This window comes from Achromobacter pestifer (assembly GCF_013267355.1).
In the GTDB taxonomy this organism is placed as follows: domain Bacteria; phylum Pseudomonadota; class Gammaproteobacteria; order Burkholderiales; family Burkholderiaceae_B; genus Achromobacter; species Achromobacter pestifer_A.
The window spans coordinates 5,145,001-5,162,235 of the sequence record NZ_CP053985.1 but is presented as its reverse complement, the minus strand read 5'-3'; the positions used below and the strand labels follow the sequence as shown (position 1 = coordinate 5,162,235).

The 17,235-nt window shown below is 67.9% G+C and carries 18 protein-coding genes; 10 read left to right on the top strand and 8 right to left on the bottom strand.

Annotated elements, in window-relative coordinates; all coding sequences use genetic code 11:
* The first annotated feature begins 10 nt into the window (after nucleotides 1-10).
* The 5 genes from FOC84_RS24465 to FOC84_RS24445 all read left to right on the top strand — a co-directional run bounded on the left by FOC84_RS24465 (nucleotide 11) and on the right by FOC84_RS24445 (nucleotide 6,200).
* Nucleotides 11-970, top strand: coding sequence for a TIGR03571 family LLM class oxidoreductase (locus FOC84_RS24465; RefSeq protein WP_173146820.1), 960 nt, complete (start codon nucleotides 11-13; stop codon nucleotides 968-970).
* 120 nt (nucleotides 971-1,090) lie between these two features.
* On the top strand, nucleotides 1,091-2,584 hold the full coding sequence (locus FOC84_RS24460; protein ID WP_173146818.1) for an MFS transporter: 1,494 nt from the start codon (nucleotides 1,091-1,093) through the stop codon (nucleotides 2,582-2,584).
* 144 nt (nucleotides 2,585-2,728) lie between these two features.
* Entirely contained in the window at nucleotides 2,729-4,117 is a 1,389-nt protein-coding gene (locus FOC84_RS24455) for an amidohydrolase (protein ID WP_173146816.1), read from the top strand.
* A 146-nt stretch (nucleotides 4,118-4,263) separates the two neighbouring features.
* On the top strand, nucleotides 4,264-5,241 hold the full coding sequence (locus FOC84_RS24450) for a Bug family tripartite tricarboxylate transporter substrate binding protein (protein WP_173146814.1): 978 nt from the start codon (nucleotides 4,264-4,266) through the stop codon (nucleotides 5,239-5,241).
* The gene (locus FOC84_RS24445) at nucleotides 5,238-6,200 is read left to right on the top strand and encodes a BMP family ABC transporter substrate-binding protein (RefSeq protein WP_173146812.1); all 963 of its coding nucleotides are present in this window, start codon (nucleotides 5,238-5,240) and stop codon (nucleotides 6,198-6,200) included. Before FOC84_RS24450 ends, FOC84_RS24445 begins: the two co-directional genes overlap by 4 nt.
* Here the strand turns inward: FOC84_RS24445 and FOC84_RS24440 are convergent.
* Complete coding sequence (locus FOC84_RS24440; RefSeq protein WP_173146810.1) at nucleotides 6,173-6,670, bottom strand: GNAT family N-acetyltransferase; 498 nt, start codon at nucleotides 6,668-6,670, stop codon at nucleotides 6,173-6,175. The two genes, FOC84_RS24445 and FOC84_RS24440, sit on opposite strands and share 28 nt — an antisense overlap.
* Nucleotides 6,671-6,845: 175 nt before the next feature.
* Here FOC84_RS24440 and FOC84_RS24435 point away from each other — a divergent pair, with 175 nt between their 5' ends.
* Nucleotides 6,846-7,649, top strand: coding sequence for an aspartate dehydrogenase (locus FOC84_RS24435; protein ID WP_173146808.1), 804 nt, complete (start codon nucleotides 6,846-6,848; stop codon nucleotides 7,647-7,649).
* A gap of 18 nt (nucleotides 7,650-7,667) precedes the next feature.
* Here the strand turns inward: FOC84_RS24435 and FOC84_RS24430 are convergent, their stop codons facing one another.
* Complete coding sequence (locus tag FOC84_RS24430; protein WP_173146806.1) at nucleotides 7,668-9,536, bottom strand: ABC transporter ATP-binding protein/permease; 1,869 nt, start codon at nucleotides 9,534-9,536, stop codon at nucleotides 7,668-7,670.
* Between the two features lie 206 nt (nucleotides 9,537-9,742).
* On the opposite strand from FOC84_RS24430, the gene FOC84_RS24425 reads away from it, so the two are divergent.
* The 3 genes from FOC84_RS24425 to FOC84_RS24415 are packed head-to-tail and all read left to right on the top strand — an operon-like array spanning nucleotide 9,743 to nucleotide 10,905.
* Nucleotides 9,743-10,123: an RNA-binding S4 domain-containing protein gene (locus tag FOC84_RS24425; protein WP_088156944.1), complete on the top strand. Its 381-nt coding sequence runs from the start codon at nucleotides 9,743-9,745 to the stop codon at nucleotides 10,121-10,123.
* Nucleotides 10,124-10,169: 46 nt separating this feature from the next.
* Nucleotides 10,170-10,532 (top strand): translation initiation factor Sui1, encoded by a 363-nt coding sequence (locus FOC84_RS24420; RefSeq protein ID WP_173146804.1) that lies wholly within the window; start codon nucleotides 10,170-10,172, stop codon nucleotides 10,530-10,532.
* Nucleotides 10,533-10,551: 19 nt separating this feature from the next.
* Nucleotides 10,552-10,905, top strand: a complete 354-nt coding sequence (locus FOC84_RS24415) for a DOPA 4,5-dioxygenase family protein (RefSeq protein ID WP_173146802.1) — start codon at nucleotides 10,552-10,554, stop codon at nucleotides 10,903-10,905.
* A gap of 4 nt (nucleotides 10,906-10,909) precedes the next feature.
* Here the strand turns inward: FOC84_RS24415 and ppk2 are convergent, their stop codons facing one another.
* Nucleotides 10,910-12,142 (bottom strand): polyphosphate kinase 2, encoded by a 1,233-nt coding sequence (gene ppk2 / locus FOC84_RS24410; protein WP_173146800.1) that lies wholly within the window; start codon nucleotides 12,140-12,142, stop codon nucleotides 10,910-10,912.
* A gap of 173 nt (nucleotides 12,143-12,315) precedes the next feature.
* On the opposite strand from ppk2, the gene FOC84_RS24405 reads away from it, so the two are divergent.
* The gene (locus FOC84_RS24405; protein ID WP_173146797.1) at nucleotides 12,316-12,777 is read left to right on the top strand and encodes a hypothetical protein; all 462 of its coding nucleotides are present in this window, start codon (nucleotides 12,316-12,318) and stop codon (nucleotides 12,775-12,777) included.
* Here the strand turns inward: FOC84_RS24405 and FOC84_RS24400 are convergent.
* From FOC84_RS24400 to FOC84_RS24380, 5 genes are all read right to left on the bottom strand, one after another.
* On the bottom strand, nucleotides 12,752-13,942 hold the full coding sequence (locus FOC84_RS24400) for a trans-sulfuration enzyme family protein (RefSeq protein ID WP_173146795.1): 1,191 nt from the start codon (nucleotides 13,940-13,942) through the stop codon (nucleotides 12,752-12,754). The two genes, FOC84_RS24405 and FOC84_RS24400, sit on opposite strands and share 26 nt — an antisense overlap.
* A 54-nt stretch (nucleotides 13,943-13,996) precedes the next feature.
* Nucleotides 13,997-14,653: a methionine ABC transporter permease gene (locus tag FOC84_RS24395; protein WP_173146793.1), complete on the bottom strand. Its 657-nt coding sequence runs from the start codon at nucleotides 14,651-14,653 to the stop codon at nucleotides 13,997-13,999.
* The gene (locus tag FOC84_RS24390; RefSeq protein ID WP_438800894.1) at nucleotides 14,634-15,737 is read right to left on the bottom strand and encodes a methionine ABC transporter ATP-binding protein; all 1,104 of its coding nucleotides are present in this window, start codon (nucleotides 15,735-15,737) and stop codon (nucleotides 14,634-14,636) included. Before FOC84_RS24390 ends, FOC84_RS24395 begins: the two co-directional genes overlap by 20 nt.
* Nucleotides 15,738-15,755: 18 nt before the next feature.
* Nucleotides 15,756-16,571 (bottom strand): MetQ/NlpA family ABC transporter substrate-binding protein, encoded by an 816-nt coding sequence (locus FOC84_RS24385; RefSeq protein WP_173146789.1) that lies wholly within the window; start codon nucleotides 16,569-16,571, stop codon nucleotides 15,756-15,758.
* A gap of 155 nt (nucleotides 16,572-16,726) precedes the next feature.
* Nucleotides 16,727-17,152 carry a CopD family protein gene (locus tag FOC84_RS24380; RefSeq protein ID WP_254241765.1) on the bottom strand — a complete coding sequence of 142 codons (426 nt, stop codon included), beginning with the start codon at nucleotides 17,150-17,152 and terminating at the stop codon, nucleotides 16,727-16,729.
* Nucleotides 17,153-17,235: the final 83 nt, after the last annotated feature.

Below are 17,235 nucleotides of genomic sequence, written 5' to 3'. Positions count from 1 at the left end.
GAGGTACACGATGGTCAACGACTTGCCTGCGGGCGCAGACACGCAAGCCCGCGTTTTCAGCGACAAGAGGCTCTCGATCGGTCTGGCCTTGCCCATGCTGTCCCGCGATCGAACGGTCGCCGATTTCGGCGAACAGCTCCATCTTGCAAAGCTCGCGGACGTCCTGGGTTTCCGGGCGCTTTGGGTCCGCGATGTGCCTTTGAACAGCGCCGACTACCCGGACCCGGTCGGGCATCTCGATCCCTGGGTGTTTCTGGGGGCATTGGCATCCCAAACCGAACGGATCGCCTTGGTCAGCGGAGCCATCGTTCTCACGCTGCGGCATCCCCTGCACATTGCGAAAGGGGCGGTATCCACCAATCTTCTATCGCGCGGCCGGTTCATTCTCGGCCTGGGTTCCGGCGATCGACCTCCGGAATATGCGGCGTTCGGGCAGGATTCCGACATGCGGCGCGAGCTGTTTCGCGCCCACTGGGAAAAACTGGCGGCGGCTGTTCATCAGCCTTCGCGCGTGATTCCCGATCAGGCTGGGCCCGAGTCGCCGGACTTCATGCTGCTTCCGCAATCGCCCAACGCCATCCCGCTACTTGCGGTGGGCTCCGGCGGACAGAGCGTGGACTGGATCGCCCGAAACGCCATCGGCTGGATCACCTACCATCGGGAACCGGAAGATCAGTACCACCGTCACCGCCTGTGGCGCACGGCCGTCGAGCGCGCGGCCCCTGGCCAGTTCCGTGCCTTCGGCGTTTCCATGAAGCTCGACTTGAGCGCAGACCGGCACGAAAAGGCCACGCCCATTCCCCTTGGATACCGCATGGGAAGCCAGGCCTTGACCGATCTGCTTCGGGCCCTGCGCGATAACGGCACGCATCACGTGGCGCTGAACCTGGCCGCTTCGGATCGCACTGCCGACGACATCCTCCACGAGTTGGCGGCCGATGTCTTGCCGGACTTTCACGGCGCAGGCTGAGCAAGGGCGAACTCCCGAAACGGCTGGTCCAGCATCAAGCCAAGATGGGAACGATTCTCTTTCATTGACCGACGGTCGGTCGATGAATAGAATACCCCTTCCCCTACTCTGCGTCCCGCCATGCATCCCGCACGCCGCCGCGCCCTGGTCCTCGCCGTCAACCTGGGCAGCTTCATCACCATCCTGGACATCAGCATCGTCAACGTGGCGCTGCCCACCATGCAGGCGGCCCTGCGCATCGACATGGCGGGGCTGCAATGGGTGGTGGACGCCTACGCCCTGTTCCTATCGGCCTTCATGCTGTCCGCGGGCCCGCTGGGCGACCGCTACGGCCGCAAGCGCTCCTGGCTGGCGGGGGTATTGCTGTTCACCGCCGGATCCGCCCTGTGCGGCCTGGCGGACAACCTGACGGCGCTGCTGATCGGCCGCGCGGTGCAGGGCGTGGCCGGCGCCCTGCTGGTGCCGGGCGCGCTGTCGCTCTTGACCCAGGCCTTTCCCGATCCCAAGGAACGCGCCCAGGCCATCGGCATATGGGCCTCCTGCAATGCGATTTCACTCATCGTGGGCCCCATGCTGGGCGGCGTGCTGGTCGCCCACTTCAACTGGCAAAGCATCTTCCTCATCAACCTGCCGGTGGGCGCGCTGGCCATCGCGCTGGGCGCCTGGAGCATCACGGAAAGCGCCCATCCCGAGCACGCCGCCTTCGACCCCGCGGGCCAGGCGCTCAGCGTGCTGTGGCTGGGCGCGCTGACCTACGGCCTGATCGCCGCCGGCGAACATGGCTGGGCTGCGCCGCAAGCCACGGTCGCGCTCGCCATCGCCGCCGCCGGGCTGCTCGCCTTCCTGTGGGTCGAACACCGCGCCGCGCGGCCCATCCTGCCGCTGGGGCTGTTCCGCGAAGCCAGCTTCGCCATCACCAACTTCGCATCCTTCGTACTGGGCTTTTCCGCCTACAGCAGCCTGTTCTTCCTTTCGCTCTACCTGCAGCACGTGCAGGGACTGTCGCCGCTGGCCACCGGCTGGCAACTGGCGCCGCAATTCGCCGCGGCCGGGCTGGTGTCGCTGGTGTTCGGCCGGCTCAACCTGCGCTTCGGCCTGCCGCGCCTGATGATCGCGGGCTTCGCCTTCATCGGCATCGCCATGTTGGGCATGACCCGCTTCGAAGCGCACACGCCTTATCTCGTGTCCGGCTCCCTGCTGGTGCTGCTGGGCCTGGGCACCGGCCTGGCCGTGCCCTCGACCAGCATGGCCGTGATGGCCACGGTGCCGCGCGAGCGTTCCGGCATGGCCTCGGCCACCATGAACGCGCTGCGCCAGACCGGCATGACGATAGGCATCGCGCTGTTGGGCGCGTTGATGAGCGGACGCGCGATCGAGGCGCTGACGGCCTCACTGTCGCGGCTGGGCGCGTCCGATGCGCAAACCTTGGCGCGGGCCGCCATCACCTTGCATGAACTGCCGGCGCAACCCGCCAACGCGGCCGAGTTGGCCGCCGCCGCGCTGGCCGGCGGCTTCCATGCCGCCATGCTCTGCGCTGGCGCCGCATCGCTGCTGGCGGCCCTGTTGCTGCTGATTCTTGCGCGCGGCGCGAAGCGCGTCCTCCACACCGCCTGAATCCCTGATTCCGGCGCGCGGAATTCCATCGGCCGGAATCAAAATAGCCTGTTTTTAAGCGTTGGTAACAAACGCTCGCGCGGTCCGGCGCTTCGGTAAGATCCTCGTCCAATAACAGGTTAACAACCACGAGGAGAGCAAAACATGTCTTGCCGCAAACCCCTGTTCCGCCTGGCCCCGCTGGCCCTCGCCGCGCACCTGCTGCTGTCCGGTCCGGCCGCCGCGCAAAGCGCGCCGGGCACCCAAGGGCCGCTGGTCCCCGCGCCCAATCCCGCGCTCGCCGCGCAGATCGATCAACGCGCCAAGGCCATCGAGGACAAGCTCATCGCCTGGCGCCGCGACATCCATGAACATCCCGAACTGGGCAACCAGGAGAACCGCACCGCCAAGCTGGTCGCCGACCACTTGCGCGCGCTGGGCATGGAGGTGAAGACCGGCGTGGCCGGCACCGGCGTGGTCGCCGTGCTCAAGGGCGGCAAGCCCGGCCCGGTGGTGGCGCTGCGCGCCGACATGGACGCGCTGCCGGTCAAGGAGCAAGTGGACCTGCCCTTCGCGTCCAAGGCCCGCGGCACCTACCTGGGCAAGGAAGTGGACGTGATGCATGCCTGCGGCCACGACACCCACACCGCCATCCTGATGGCCACCGCCGAAGTCTTGGCCGGCATGAAGGACCAGCTCCCCGGCAGCGTGAAGTTCATCTTCCAGCCCGCCGAGGAAAGCCCCGCCGACTTCGAGCCCGACGGCAAGAAGATCTGGGGCGCCAAGATGATGGTGCAGGAAGGCGTGCTGGAGAATCCCAAGGTGGACGCCATCTTCGGCCTGCATGTGTCCAGCTCCTATCCGGCGGGCAAGCTCAGCTGGCGCAGCGGCCCCGCCATGGCCGCCGCCGACCAGTTCTGGATCGACGTCACCGGCAAGCAGACGCACGGCGCGCGGCCCTGGTCCGGCATCGACCCCATCGTGGTCAGTTCGCAGATCATCCTGGGATTGCAGACCATCCCGAGCCGCCAGATCAACAGCATGCTGGAGCCGGCCGTCATCACCGTCGGCGCGATCCACGGCGGCAACCGCATGAACATCGTACCGGACAACGTCGCCATGACCGGCACCATCCGCACCTACGACGAAGGCATGAAGAAGGACATCCACCAGCGCATCGCGCGCACCGCCGACATGATCGCGCAGAGCGCTGGCGCCAAGGCGGACGTGCGCGTGGTGGAGCTGTACAACGCCACCGTCAACAATCCCGCGCTGACCGAACAGATGGGCCCGACCCTGCGGCGCGTGGCGGGCGAAGGCAATTACGGCCTGCAGCCCAAGTCCACCGCGTCGGAGGACTTCTCTTTCTATCAGGAGAAGGTGCCGGGCATGTTCTTCTACCTGGGCGTGACGCCCAAGGGCACCGACGTCGAGAAGGCCGCGCCGAACCATTCGCCGCGCTTCTACGTCGATGAGTCCGGCCTCATCAACGGCGTGCGCGCGCTGTCGAACCTGACTGTTGACTACATGGCGCAGGCGCAGAAAGGCAGCTGATCCGCGCGCCGCGCGCGCTTGAAAAATGCCCGCCGCGCGATGCGGCGGGCATAAGCAAACGGCTACAAATTCTTTGTCAGGCCCGGCCCGGCTTTCTACAGTACGCCCCTTTGCCGCCCTCGCGGCAGTCACGTAGAAACCACGCCATGCCGATCTCCCGTCGAACCTTCATGCTTGCCGGCGCACTGGCGCTGCCGCTGGCGCGGCCGCGCATCGCGCGCGCATCCGCCTGGCCCGAGCGTCCGATCCGGCTCATCGTCACCTTCCCTCCAGGCGGCGCGAGCGATATCGCCGCGCGCCTCATCGCGCCTGCGCTGGCCGAAAGACTCGGCCAACCCGTCGTCATCGAAAACAGGCCCGGCGCGGGCTCGACCATAGGCGCGAGCCTGGTGGCGCAGGCGCCCAACGACGGCTATACCCTGCTGATGTCGAACTCGGCGCCGCTGTCCATCTCGCCCGCCCTGATGCCGCAAGGCGGCTACGACGCGCTCGCCAGCTTCGACCACATCGCGTACCTGGGTGCGGTGCCCACCGTGTTCGTCGTCCATCCTTCCGTGCCGGCGACCAGCTTCGCGGAGCTGACCGCCTGGATCCGCGCGCAGGACCAACCGGTGCAATATGGCAGCGGCGGACTGGCGTCGGTGGGCCAGATCGTGGGCGAGCTGTATGCCCGGCAAACGGGCGCGCGCCTGCAGCACATTCCCTACAAGGGTTCCGGCGCCATGCGCCGCGATCTGCTGGGCGGCCAGATCCGCTTCGCGGTGGACGCGCTGCCGCAGAACCTGCCGTTCCTGCGGTCCGGCCAACTGCGCCTGCTGGCGGTCACGACCGGCAAGCCGGTGCCGCAGGCGCCCGACATCCCCGCGGTGGGCGAGCTGGGCTATCCCGGCCTGATCGCCGAGAACTTCGTCGGCCTGTCAGGTCCCGCCGGCCTGCCCGGCGCGGTCTCGCAGCGCCTGAACGACGCCATCGCGCAGGTACTGGCCACCGCGGACATCCGCGCCAAACTGGAAGGACAGGGCTTTGTGCTGGCGCGGAAGTCCCCCGCCGAATTCACCGACTTCGTCCGCCGCCAGGCCGCCGCCTGGGGGCCGGTGGTGCGATCCACGGGAGCCAGCCTGTGAGCGCCCGCCGCATGCTTGTGCTGTTCGGCCATCCAGGCCGGGGCGGCTTCAACGAAGCGGCCGTGCGCGGCGCGGAGCGCGCCGCGCAAGCGGGCCAGCCCTTGCAGCTGGAATGGATCGCGGCCAACGACGCCGCCGAGCGCGCGCAACGCATCGCGCAGCTGTGCGCCGCCGGTCTTGATCTGCTGATCGTGCATGGCGGCCAGGGCGATGCGCCCGTGGCCGAGGTGGCGCCGCGCTACCCGCGCACGCAGTTCGCCATCACCCAGGGGCACCACACCGCCACCAACGTCGCGTCATACGAAATCCTGCAAGAGCACTCGGCCTTTCTTGCCGGCGTGCTGGCGGGCTTGCGCGCCGCCAACGGGCGGGCCGCCCATCTGTCCGGCGAAAGGGTGCGGCCCGGCCTGAAGGGCCGCGCCGCCTATGCCGACGGCGTGCGCCGGGTCACCGGCCAGGATCCGCTGACCGCCTTCTGCGGCAACCAGCACGATCCGGCCCTGGGCGCCGCTTGGACCCGGGCCTTGTCCGCCCGCGACGCGCGCGTGCTGTTCGCCATGATGGACGGCGGCCGCGACGGCGTGACGCGCGTGTGCCGCGAAACAGGCGTGTGGCAGATCGGCAATGTGCTGGACTGGGTGGCGCGCGATCCGCAGGTCTATCTGGCATCGGCCCTGGCGGATTCGGGACTGTGCGTGCAGCGCGCCGCCGCCGACCATGCCGCGGGCGCGCTGGCAGTGGGCCGCGTGACCCGCTACGGCCTGGAGGAACCCGCGTCGCTGCGGCTGGTGCTGGGCGCGAAGGTCGGCGCGCAAGAGCGCCGCGCGCTGGATGAATGGGCGGGACGGCTCGCATCGGGCGCCCTGGACATTGCCTCGGACTACGCCGGGCCGGAATTCACGCTGCCGGCGCCGCCCCCTGCCCGCGCCGGCTACGCCGTCGCTTCAAAGGCCTTGTGATACGCGACGTCGCCTTGCGCCGGCCGCGTGTAGACCTGCGCCATGAAGTACTCCGGCGGCACGCCGGGATATGTCAGCGCCGGCGTCTGCGCAAAGCCGAAGCGCGCGTAGTACGCCGGATCGCCCATGACCACGCAGCCCGCCGCGCCCAGCGCCTTCAGGCGCGCGAGGCCCTCCCGGATCAAGGCCGCGCCTATGCCCCGGCCTTGCAGTTCCGGCAGCACCGCCACCGGCCCCAGGCCGTACCAGTCCGCCGAGCCGTCGCTGATCGCCACCGGTGAAAACGCGACGTGGCCCGCGATGCGCCCATCCACCCGCGCCACCAGCGACAGCGTCAGCGCGCCGGCCTCGCGCAACGCGTTGGTGATGTAGCCCTCGGTCTGCTGGCTGTGGGGATGGTCTTTGAAGGCGGCCTGCGTCAGCGTGAAGATCGCCTCGCGGTCGTCTGGTGTTTCGGGAAGGATAAGCATGCCTGAACTCCTGTAGGCTCAAGCGCAAAGTGTAGCCGGGCATGGCCGCCATTCCGCATTGACGCCTGCCCGCACGGTGGCTACAGTGGCCGACGGCCCGGCGCTGCGTCATCGCGGTGGCGCCCTGCCTCTCCCGAACCGCCCGCGGCGCGCCGCGGCCCTACTCTGGACCCTTATGAACAGCTACCGTGTCGGCATCGCCGGCTTCGGCGCCATCGGCCAGGCCGTGGCGCAATCCCTGGACGCCGGCCTGCCCGGCCTGACGCTCGCCGCCGTGGCGGTGCGCGATCCCAAGGCCCCGCCGGCCTTTGCCTGGACCCAGGCCGCGCCCGCCTACACCACCATCGACGCACTGCACGAGCACTGCGACGTGGTCGTGGAATGCGCGCCCGCCGCGGTGTTCCGCGACATCGCCGAACCCGTGCTGCGCGCCGGCAAGAAGATGGTGGTGCTGAGTTCGGGCGCGCTGCTGCGCCATGACGACCTGATCGAGCTCGCCCGCCAGCACCACGGCCAGATTCTGGTGCCCTCGGGCGCCATCCTGGGCCTGGACGCCATCACGGCGGCCGCCGAAGGCGTGATCCATTCCGTCACCATGATCACCCGCAAGCCGGTGCGCGGCCTGCTGGGCGCGCCCTACCTCACCGACAACAACATCGACATCGCGGACATCACCGAACCGCGCCTGATCTTCCGCGGCTCGCCGCGGGAAGCGGCGGTGGGCTTTCCGGCCAACCTGAACGTGGCGGTCAGCGTGTCGCTGGCCGGCATCGGCCCGGACAAGACCACGCTGGAAATCTGGGCCGATCCCTCGCTGGAACGCAATCTGCACCGCGTCGAAGTCGTGTCCGACTCGGCCTCGTTCTCGATGGAAATCCAGAACATTCCCTCGGCCAATCCCAAGACCGGCCGCATCACCGCGCAAAGCGTGGTCGCCGCGCTGCGCAAGCTGACCGGTCCGCTGCGCGTGGGCACCTGAACCGCGGCAGGCGGCGGGCTAGGCCGCCGCCCGCCGCAGCCCACAGGCCCGCCCGTCCGCCGGGTGTAAACGCTCCATTTGGGCGCCCGCCCCGACCATCGGTCCCGCCCGCCAGTTCCCCGCGCCATCCAGATCCAGCCTGTCCGTGTGGAACGCGTCCAGCGTGCTGCGATGTCCCACGCTGACCAGCATGCATGAGGGCAGCGCCTCGCGCAGCAGGCTGTACAGCGCATGCTCCAATCCTTCGTCGGTGGCGGACGTGGCCTCGTCCAGGAAGACGATGGCGGGCCGGTTATAGAGCACGCGCGCGAACGCCACGCGCTGCTGTTCGCCGATGGAAAGCATGCGCGACCAGTCCGCCACCTCGTCCAGCCGGCCGGCCAGATGCCCCAGGTTGACCTGCCGCAACGCGTCGGCCAGGCGCGCATCGTCCTCGGGCTGCGCCAGCCCCGGATACGCGACCGCGCCGCGCAAATCGCCCAGGGGCAGATAGGGCCGCTGCGACAGGAACAAGGCCGACGCGCCCTGCGGCCGGCGCACCGAGCCCTGCGCATAGGGCCACAGGCCCGCCAGCGCGCGCAGCAAAGTCGTCTTGCCGCTGCCCGATGGTCCCTTGATCAGCAGGGCCTGGCCCGGGCGCAGGCTCAGGTTCAGGTCGCGCAGCAGCACCGTGCCGTCCGGCCGCGCCACCTGCACGGATTCGATATCCAGGCCGTCGGGCAGGCTCTCCGTCCGCACGGACGGCAGCGCACGCGCAGCCTCGTTGGCATCCAGAAAGCCGTTCAACCGGTCCAGCGTGGCGCGGTACTGCGCAAAAGTGTCGTAGGAGGTGCGGAAGAACGACAGGGAGTCCTGCACCTGCCCGAAAGCCTGCGAGGTCTGGATCACGTCGCCCAGCTTGATCGCGCCGCTGAAGAAACGCGGCGCCTGCAGGATGAACGGGAACACCACGGCCACCTGGCTCACCGACAGGTTGAAGCCGTCGAACTTCAACCCCCGGTACACGCGCGCCCACAGATTGGCGATATAGGCGGTGAAGCGGGTCCATAACGTCGCGCGCTCCACGTTCTCGCCCTGATAGAACGCCACGTTCTCGGCGTTCTCGCGCAGGCGGACCAGCGCGTAGCGGAAGTTCGCCGTCAAGCGCTCGGACAGGAAATTCAGCTTGATCAGCGGACGTCCGATCTTGAACGCGAACAGCGTCGCCACGATCACGTACAGGTACACCATGAACACCATGGCGCGCGGAATTTCCACGCCGGCCACCGTCAAGGCGCCGGACAGGCCCCACAAGATGGACGTGAACGCCACCAGCGAGACCACCGCGCTCAGCGCGCCGATCGCCAGCGTGCGCGAACCCGTCACGAACATGGCAATGTCCTGCTCGATGCGCTGGTCGGGATTGTCGACCGGCGCGTCGACGAAATGGCCGCGGTAGTAGGCGCCCGCACCCAGCCAGTCGCGGGTCAGGCGATCATTGAGCCACACGCGCCAGCGGATATCGAAGGCCTGCCCGACATAGCTGTCGGCCAGCGTGCGCACCACGTGCACACAGGCCAGCACCGAAAAGATGCCCAAGAAGCGCCAGAACGCGCTCTGGTCCAGCGCCTGCAAGGCGCTGTAGAAGCCGTTGTACCAGAACGAAAACAGCACCGTCATGCGCACGGCGAACATCGCCAGGAACAGCAGCAGCGCCAGCGTCAGCAAGGGCCGCCAGCTGCGCCGGGGATCCAGATACGGCCACGCCAGCCGCCAGAACTTGCGTCCCCAGTCCGTGTAGCGCGCAAGCAAGCCTGCCACCAGCGCCAGCGCGACGGCCGAAATGCCGAACGCGCGCGCCAGCCAGAGCCCGCTTTCCGCCAGTTGCTGCTGCCAGTTCAGGTCCATGAGCCGATTGCCCTCCGATACGCGTTTCTGGTTAGACGACGCGCGCGCATCGAGTTCCGGCGCGCAGGCCGTTTTAAGCCTGGCTTAAGCGTTCCGGCAGGGTGATCGAAAGCGATCTGACAGCCAGCTCGCGCCGCGCGCGGCGGCGAGGCGGCCTGCGGCGGCTATCATGGACGCCTGAGAGCAATACCGGTAAGTAAAGAATCATGGACAAGATCCGCCTAGACAAATGGCTATGGGCCGCGCGCTTCTACAAAACGCGCAGCCTGGCCGTGCAGGAAATCGGCAAGGGCCGGGTATTGGTGAACGACCAGCCCGCCAAGCCCGCGCGCGAGGTCGCGCCTGGCGACCTGGTCACGGTGCGCAAGGAAGACCCGGCGCTGCACGTGCGGGTGGTGGCGGTGAGCGGCGTGCGCGGCCCCGCCCCTGTCGCGCGCCAGCTCTACGAGGAAACGCCGGAAAGCGTGGCGGCGCGCGAGCGCGCCGCCGAAATGCGCCGCCTGGCGCCCGAGCCCGCACTGGGCATAGAGGCCGGACGCCCGACCAAGCGTGACCGGCGGCTGATAGACCAGATGCGCGGCAAGTAAGTCCGCCCGCCCCGACAACGACCAACCCTCTTTTCGCAAGCCCATCATGAAAAGCAGTTCTACAGGCGGCCTGGTCTATTCCACCGAAGGCGGGCGCATGTGCCCTGAATGCCGCAAGCCGCTGGCGCAGTGCCTGTGCCAGCAGGCCGCCCGGGCGGTTCCCGCCGGCGATGGCATGGCCCGCGTGTCGCGCGAAACCAAGGGCCGCGGCGGCAAGAGCGTCACCGTGGTCAAGGGCCTGGCGCTCGACGGCGCCGCGCTGAACACGCTGGGCAAGCAGTTGCGCAACGCCTGCGGCTCGGGCGGAACCGTGAAGGACGGCGTGATCGAGATCCAGGGCGACCACTGCGACCGCGTCATAGACGCCCTGCAAAAACAAGGCATCCGCGCCAAGCGCGCGGGCGGCTGACACCGACGGAGCAAGAACAATGACCGATCTGCAAATCAGCGATGTCGCCAGCTGGCACGCCCATGTGTATTTCGACGCTACCAGCCGCGACGCCGCGCACGCGCTGCGCGAACGGATCGCCGCGCGCTTTGCCGGCCAGATGGAATTGGGGCGCTTCCATGAGCGCCCCGTCGGCCCGCATCCGCAGTGGAGTTACCAGATTGCCTTCACGCCCGAACACTACGCGGAGATCGCCACCTGGCTGACGCTGCACCATGGGACGCTGGATGTCTTCATGCATCCCAACACCGGCGACTCGATGCGCGACCACCGCGATTGCGCCGTATGGATCGGACGCAGCTACACGCTGAACCTGCGGGCGCTGGGCGCCTGAGCGGCTACAGCGCGCGGCCCACGATCAGCGAATCCAGCGCCATCATCGGATCGCTGCTCTTGCCTTCGTACGGCAGGCGGCTGAGCACGTAGCGCATCGCATTGATCCGCGCGCGCTTCTTGCAGTCGGACTTGACCACCACCCAAGGCGCGTCGGCCGTGTCCGTGTGCGCGAACATCGCCTCCTTGGCGCGGGTGTAGTCGTCCCACTTGTCCAGCGAGGCCAGGTCCACCGGGCTGAGCTTCCACTGCTTGAGCGGATGCACCTTGCGCTGCAGGAAACGGCGGCGCTGTTCTTCCTGGCTGACCGAGAACCAGAACTTGACCAGGTGGATGCCGCTGCTGACCAGATGACGTTCGAAATCCGGCACCTGACGCAGGAAATCCAGGTATTCGTCCTGGGTGCAGAAGCCCATCACGCGCTCGACGCCGGCGCGGTTGTACCAGGAGCGGTCGAACATGACGATCTCGCCCGCGGTGGGCAGATGCTGCACATAGCGCTGGAAGTACCACTGGCCCTTTTCCGTATCCGACGGTTTCTCCAGCGCGACCACGCGCGCGCCGCGCGGGTTCAGGTGTTCCATCATGCGCTTGATGGTGCCGCCCTTGCCGGCGGCGTCGCGGCCCTCGAACAGGATAACGACGCGCTGGCCGGTGGCCTTGACCCAGGCCTGCAGCTTCAGCAATTCGACCTGCAGGCTGTACTTCTGCTTTTCGTAGTTCCGGCGCAGCATGCGGTGGCGATAGGGATAAACGCCTTCGCGCCAGTCAGCGGCCAGCTCGTCGTCAGGATTGCGGCGCGTGCCCGGCGCCGCCGAATTGGCTTCCAGCAATGCGCGATGGACGGCCTGGGCGTCGTCCGGCGACAGCTCCTCGATGACCGAACGCAGCGCCTCGCGCGCCTGGGCCGGCGCGCTGACGTTGTAGCGGCGTGCGATGTCGGCCAGCACGGCGACGGTCTCCTGGCGCGCGGCGTCCTGGCGGGCAACGACGCGCTTGCGCACATTCAGGGCCGGCTCGGCGGCGGCCGCGGCGGACACGGGATCGGTGGCGGCCGCCGCCGTCTTCGTGGCGCTGGCGGCACGCGGCTTGCGGCCGGTGGTCACCGCCGTGACTACCGTCTTGACCACCGTCTTGACGGCCGGCTTGGTGGACGCGCTGGCAGTGCGTTTGGCGGCGCGCTTGCGCGGCGCCTCGGCTACGGCTTGTTCGGTGGTTTGCGTTGTCTTGTCTGTCATCGATCCTGTCCTCGCTACGCTGATCGTCGGGTCCGCGCCGGCCGGCCCGCTCAGGGAAAAGCGCAAACGCTACCCCGAGCGTCGCGGCACGGATTTGACCTTGATCAAACGTTGTAACATTTTTGCATCGACGCGGGCCGCTACACTGGCCTCCCTTCATACGTCCATGCGCCATGTGGTCATTCATCAAACGGCTGCTCGCCGGCCCCACGCCGCCCGACGATCCCCTGCGTGAAACCGTCGGCTTCGATGACGCCGGATTCACCCGCCGCAGCGAACTGGCGCGCGCCCTCGGCCTGCAGGAATTCTGGCCCTGGAACGACATCCAGGAGTTCGGATTCCGCTACACGCAAGCCATCTATCCGGACCCCTGGTCCGGCGACTACATGGAAGGCCTGTGGTTCGTGCGCGTGCCCAGCGACGGCGGCGGGCTGATGGCCATGGATTTCGACGAGGCGATTCTGGACATCGAGCGCCTGCCCCCCGCCCTGCTGCGGAACATGCCCGGCCTGGACATGGCAGCGCTGCGCGCAGGGCTGGCCGCCGCTGCGCGCGGTCCGCGCAACTTCGAAAGCAAAGGGGAATGGGTCGCCTGGCGGCGAGCGGCCGCTACACCCGGTCCAGGCCCTGCCTGAGATCGCCCAGGATGTCCTCAGGCGTCTCCAACCCCACCGACAAGCGCAGCAGGCCCTCGGACAGGCCATAGCGCTCGCGGTCCTCGGCCGTGTAGCTGGCATGCGTCATGGACGCGGGATGCTGGATCAGGGTTTCGGGATCGCCCAGGCTGACCGCGATGCGCGCCAGCTTCAGGCTGTTGAGCAGGCCGCGCCCCGCCGCCAGTCCGCCCTTGAGTTCGAACGCGACCAGGCCGCCGCCGGCCGATTGCTGGCGGCGCGCGATCTCCGCGCCCGCCGTATCCGCCAGGCCCGGATAGAACACGTCGGCCACCGCGGGATGCTCGCGCAGCAGCTTGGCCACCTTCAAGGCGGATTCGCTGTGGCGCGCCACGCGCAGCTCCAGCGTCTTGATGCCGCGCAGCACCAGGAAGGCGGTGAACGGCGACAAGGTGGCGCCAGTGAAGTAGCGCAGCCCTTGCAGCCGGATCGCGTCGATGTGCTCCTTGCGTCCCAGCACCGCCCCGGCCAGCAGGTCGCCATGGCCGCCCAGGTACTTGGTGGCCGAATGCAGCACGATGTCGGCGCCATGTTCCAGCGGACGCTGCAGCACCGGCGTCGCGAACGTGTTGTCGACGATGGTCACCAACCCCTTGCCGCGGGCGATGGCTGACACCGCCGCAATGTCCACCAGTCGCAGGTTCGGATTGGCGGGCGTCTCGAAATAGACCGCGCGCGTCTTCGCGCCGATGGCCGCGGCCACGGTCTCGGGGCGGGTGAAGTCGGCGAATACCGCACGCACTCCAAAGCGCGCCAGGCCCTGCGTGAACAAGGTGAAGGCGGTGCCGTACACGATCTGGTCCACGACGATTTCGTCGCCGCTCTGCAATAGCGAGAACAGGGTGGCCGAAATCGCCGCCATGCCGGAGGCGGTCACCACCCCGGCCTCGGCGCCCTCCAGCGAGGCCAGGCGCTCTTCCAGCAGGGCTTGCGTCGGATTACGGGTGCGGCCGTAGACATAGCCCTGTTTTTCGCCCAGGCGGATCTGGTCGAAGGATTCGATGCTGTCCTGGGTGTAGGTGGAGGTGAGGTAGAGCGGCGGGGCCAGCGCGCCCTGCTCGTCCAGCGGGTCGTAGCCCAGGTGGATGGCGCGCGTGGCGAAACCGTGTTGCGAGGACTCGGACATTTCAGCGTTCCTGTGTTTTCGGGTAAGGCCGGGGCGCGTGGCCCCGGCGCGGAGTCAGCGTTTGTGGTCGGCGCGGCGCGACAGCCATTCGCCGGTGAACTGCACGATGGAGACCAGCGCGATCAGGATCACGATCACCTCGAACATCACGCGGGTCTCGTAGCGTTCGTAGCCATAGCGGATCGCCAGGTCGCCCAGGCCGCCGGCGCCCACCGCGCCCGCCATGGCCGACGCGTTGATCATGGCGATGACGCTGACGGTCATGCCGCCGATGATGCCCGGCAAGGCTTCCGGCAGCAGCACATGGCGCACGATGTGCCAGCGGCGGCAGCCCATGGCCCTGGCCGCTTCCACCAGGCCGTGGTCCACGTCGTTCAGGCTGACCTGGGCGATGCGCGCGAAAAACGGCACCAGGTTGGCCGACAGCGGCACGATGGCGGCCCAGGTACCCAGCGTGGTGCCCACCAGAAAGCGCGTGAACGGCAGCATCGCCACCAGCAGGATGATGAAGGGAATGGCGCGGAAGGTGTTTACCGTCACCGACAGGACCTTGTTGAAGCGCGGCCTGGGATACAGATTGCCTGGCGCGGTGACAGTCAGCACCACGGCCAGCGAGAGGCCGAGAACGATGGCGATGACGGCGGATACGCTCACCATCGCCAGGGTCTGCAGGAAAGCCTGCAGGTATTTATCAAGCATCGGCAGCGACATAACCCAGCACCTTGATCTGATCGGCCACCAGCGCGGCGCGCGCGGCCTCTTCCTGTAATGCGCCCGCCGGCACCGACACCAGCAGGCTGCCCTGGGCATGGCCGCGCAGGCGGTCCAGCCCGCCATGCAGCAGCGTCGCGCCGGGGCCGAGCGCGGCCAGCGCCTGCAAGGACACGCCATCCGGACGCCCTTGCCCCGTAAAGCGCAATCGCAGCACGGCCACGCCCTCGCGGCCCTGCAGGTCGGGCACGAGCCTCGCCGCCAAGTCCGCCGGCAGGTCGTGCTGCAAGGGCCGCAACAAAGCCCGCGTGGCATCGGCCTGGGGGTTGCCGAACACGCGCCAGACCTCGCCCTCCTCGACCTTGCGGCCGCCGTCCAGCACCAGCACCTTGTGGCAGACCTCGCGGATCACCGACATGTCGTGCGTGATCAGCACCACCGTCAGGCCCAGCTTGCGGTTGATGTCCAGCAGCAGGGCCAGGATGGACTGCGTGGTCTCGGGGTCCAGCGCCGAGGTGGCTTCGTCGCACAGCAGGATCTCCGGCTCGTGCACCAGCGCGCGGGCGATGCCCACGCGCTGCTTCTGGCCGCCGGACAGCTTGGCCGGGTAGACGTCGGCCTTGTCGCGCAGCCCCACCAGTTCCAGCAGTTCCTCCACCCGGGCACGCGCCGCGGCGGGCTTGACGCCGGCCACGCGCAAGGGCAAGGCCACATTCTCGGCCACCGTCTTGGCGGACAGCAGGTTGAAGTGCTGGAAGATCATCCCGATGCGGCGGCGCAGCCCCACCAGCGCGTTTTCGTCCAGCCCGCCCACGTCCACGCCGTCCACCCGCACCCGGCCGGCACTGGGCCGTTCCAGCATGTTGATGGAACGCAGCAAGGTGGACTTGCCCGCGCCGCTGCGTCCGATGATGCCGAACACCTCGCCGCGGGCAATGGAGAACGACACGTCGGACAGCGCGGCCACCTGCCCCTGCACGCCTTCGTAGCGTTTTTGCAGGCCCTCGAACACGATGTGCGCATCAAGGACCTGGGCCTGCAGCGTGGCGCTTGCCAGCCCGGCCGTGGAGAATTCGTGTTGCATCATTGCCCGATTCCCGCCTCAGAAAACCGGAATCACCGAACCTTCGTACTTGCTCAGGATGAACTGCCGCACTTCCTCGGAGTGGTAGGCCTTGACCAGCTCGGGCACCCAGGGCGCGTTCTTGTCCTGTTCACGCACCGCGATGATGTTCACGTAGGGGTTGTTTTCCTTCTTCTCCACCGCGATGCCGTCGCGCGTGGCGATCAACCCGGCCTGATAGGCGAAGCTGTTGACGATGGCCGCGGTATCCACGTCCGGCAGCGAGCGCGCCAGCACCACCGAGGCGCTCTCCACGAAATTGAGCTTCTTGGGGTTGGAGGTCACGTCCGCCAGCGTGGCCGTGCCTGTGGCCGGATCGAATCCATCCCTCAGCGTGATCAGGCCCTGGTCGCGCAGGATGACCAGCGCGCGCGTCTGGTTGCTGGGATCGTTGGGGATGCCGACACGGGCGCCGTCGGGCAGCTCTTTCAGCGACTTGTACTTCTTCGAGTAGAACGCGATGGGCGAGATCAGCGTGTTGGCCACGGACACGAGCTTGTAGCCGCGCTGCTTGATCTGGTCGTTCAGGAAAGGGATGTGCTGGAAGGCGTTGGCGTTGAGGTCGCCGTTGTTGAGCGCCTCGTTCGGGCTGGCGGTGCCGGTGATCACCACGGGCTCCACGGCCAGGCCGTTCTTCTTGGCGACCTGGGCCACCACCTCCCAGATCTGCTCGTCGACGCCGCCGCGCACGCCCACCTTCAAGGGCTTGGGATCGGCCGAGAAAGCCGGGCCATGGAACATTGCCGCCGAAGCGAGCACCGCGCCCAGCAGGCGCTTGAAGAAACGGGAAGTCATATTGGAATCGCCTCTCAGGCTATGCGGTTATGAGAGAAACGATTCTAGGGAGGGGGACGGACCGCGCGAACGAATAGTTCGTTGAGTCCTTATTACAGGGGCGTTTGGTTATGGCGGTTGGGCATATGGTCCCGGCACATGCCCAGCCGCGCGGATCAGAAGGGCTTGACGACCACCAGCGTCACGATGGCGGCGGAGGCGACGACGGTGAACGGCGCGTACAGATCCACCAGCGGCGGACGCCTGGCGCTGCCGTTGGCCATGCGGCGCAGCGCCGCGCTCTGGATGCCGAGCAGCGCCGACAGCGCCAACGCGAAGCCCACCTTGACCCAGATCCAAGTCATGGCGAACCAGCCGAAGGTCATGGCCAGATGCAGGCCGACCAGCCAGGTCAACACCATGGCCGGCGTGGTCACGTACAGCGTCCAGCGGCGCAGCGCGCCCAGCATCTTGCGTTCCTTGGGGGCTTCCTCACTGTCCTGCGGCTGCGAGGACAGCAGGAACAAGGACACGAACAGCGATCCGCCCAGCCAGGCGACCACGGCCGCCACGTGGAGCATTTTCAGGAGTTGATAGGTCATGGTGCCCGGGATTATCGCCGGATGCGGGCCGCGCCGCGAATCGGCGCGGCGCATCGGTTTGCGCCAGGGCAAACCGACGCGGC